The organism is Novosphingobium subterraneum (assembly GCF_000807925.1).
In the GTDB taxonomy this organism is placed as follows: domain Bacteria; phylum Pseudomonadota; class Alphaproteobacteria; order Sphingomonadales; family Sphingomonadaceae; genus Novosphingobium; species Novosphingobium subterraneum.
The window spans coordinates 1-1,894 of sequence record NZ_JRVC01000049.1 but is presented as its reverse complement, the minus strand read 5'-3'; the positions used below and the strand labels follow the sequence as shown (position 1 = coordinate 1,894).

The 1,894-nt window shown below is 60.0% G+C and carries 2 protein-coding genes and 1 pseudogene; all 3 read left to right on the top strand.

Going from position 1 to position 1,894, the window contains the following annotated elements; genetic code table 11:
• Positions 1-75: 75 nt before the first annotated feature.
• Positions 76-873, top strand: a pseudogene (locus NJ75_RS23110) (IS110 family RNA-guided transposase); the annotation flags it as partial.
• A gap of 44 nt (positions 874-917) precedes the next feature.
• Complete coding sequence (locus tag NJ75_RS23105; protein ID WP_039338749.1) at positions 918-1,163, top strand: type II toxin-antitoxin system ParD family antitoxin; 246 nt, start codon at positions 918-920, stop codon at positions 1,161-1,163.
• A 2-nt stretch (positions 1,164-1,165) separates the two neighbouring features.
• Positions 1,166-1,468, top strand: a complete 303-nt coding sequence (locus NJ75_RS23100; RefSeq protein WP_039338748.1) for a type II toxin-antitoxin system RelE/ParE family toxin — start codon at positions 1,166-1,168, stop codon at positions 1,466-1,468.
• The last annotated feature ends 426 nt before the right edge of the window (positions 1,469-1,894 follow it).

The following is a 1,894-nucleotide window of genomic DNA, read 5'->3' as shown; positions in this document are numbered from 1 at the left end:
GAGGAGCATGGCCAAGAATGGCGAAAATCCGCCAATCAGGCCGCGTTCCTCCGCATTATGGGGACCTCGTGATTAGTGAAGCGGAACAAGAACGATGCGATCGATGCAGAGGCGATCTGCGAAGCGGCGCAACGACCTGGCATGCGCTTCGTGGCGGTGAAGACCGAAGAGCAGCAGGCTGCAGGATTGGTGTTTCGCACACGGGACCTCGTTGTGCGTCAGCGCACCCAGTTGATCAACGCGATCCGCGGACATCTGGCAGAGTATGGCTGGGTGGCACCGCAGGGCACGGCAAACATGACGCTGCTGGCGTCACTCATCGACGAAGAGGAGATGGCCTCGACATTGCCGGCAGCGGCGCTGCCGATGTTCAAGCTCATGCTCGACTTGCTGGCCGAGTTGGACAATCGCGTCGCTACGCTCGACCGTGAAATCGCGCGGCGGGCAAAGGAGGATGAGGCAGCTCGCCGCCTGATGACCATTCCCGGCACTGGCCCCATCGCGGCCACTGCAATCCTGGCGCTTGCCCCGCCTGTCGAGACCTTCCGCAAGGGTCGCGACTTCGCCGCCTGGCTCGGCCTTACGCCGCGCCAGCACTCGACCGGTGGCAAACAGCGAATTGGCAGCATCGCAAGGATGGGCGAGCGCACAATCCGAAGGCTGCTGATCATTGGCGGTAGCTCGATGGTCCGCCAGGCGTCTCGCTTCGGGGCGCCCGCCGGTTCATGGCTGGAGAAAATGCTGGCGCGCAAGCCGCGCATGTTGGTCTCGGTGGCGCTCGCGAACCAAGTAGACCACGAAGGGAAGGGTACATTGCGTCGGCTGCACAACAGCCCTGTTCGCGGGGGCTGGCCGTCGCTGAGCACCAATTGACAACCTTTGCCAATCTTTGCTATTTTTTGGCCTTGGAGGTTGCCATGGCTACGATGAACATTTCACTGCCCGATCCGATGAAGCAATGGGTAGAAGCGCAAGCTGACACTGGTCGGTATAGCAATGCCAGCGACTATGTGCGCGATCTCATCCGTCGTGACCAGGAACGTGCTGACAAAGTCGCGGCCATGCAGCGCCTCGTCGATGAGGCCCGCGCCAGCGGTTTGAGCGACGAGACGATGGCGGACATCCGGACGCGAGCGATCAGCCAGGCTGACCTGCAAGCCTGACCGTGCCTCGCTTTCGCTTAACGCGCGCCGCCGCCGAAGATCTGACAGCCATCTTTCTCCAAGGCATCGAGCAGTTCGGACTGCCTCAGGCCGATACCTATCACGAAGGGCTGAGCGCGATCTTCGAGTTTCTTGCCGACTATCCCCAAGCTGCGCGATTGCGAGAGGAAATATCACCTCCTGTCCGCGTGCATCCCTACAAGGCGCATCTGGTGATTTATGATGTCGGAGATGAGGACAAGGTCATCATTCTGCGTGTCCGGCATGGTCGAGAAGATTGGATATCCTCGAATTACCACGGTTAGCCGTCGCAGGGTAAGCGCTGGCGGCCAATCCGAAGAGATCCCACCCGACTTGGCATTTCTCTGCCGACCAAACACGCCCTTCAGCAGTGGATCCTTGAAAGTCCGAAAATGCCGAAACTCGACATTGGCATATGCCAGCCCACCTTGGCAGCAGGCGCCTTGAACTCGGACATTCGATCATCAGTTTTTCGTGATCGATTCCTGCCCCTCGTTCAGCATGCTGTAGCAGTGGGGAAAAGACTTGGGTTGGGACTAACCGGCCATTCCCGCCTGACGAGTTCAACGGCAGGTTCATTGCCAAAACCCGCCACTCTGCCGTCTGCGCGCTGGGCACGAATTGCGACCGCTATTGTGAAGGGTTTCGGGCGCTTGCGTACGAAAGCCTCCAGTGCAGGAACCCGCGGGCCCCACGCGCTGGTCTATGTG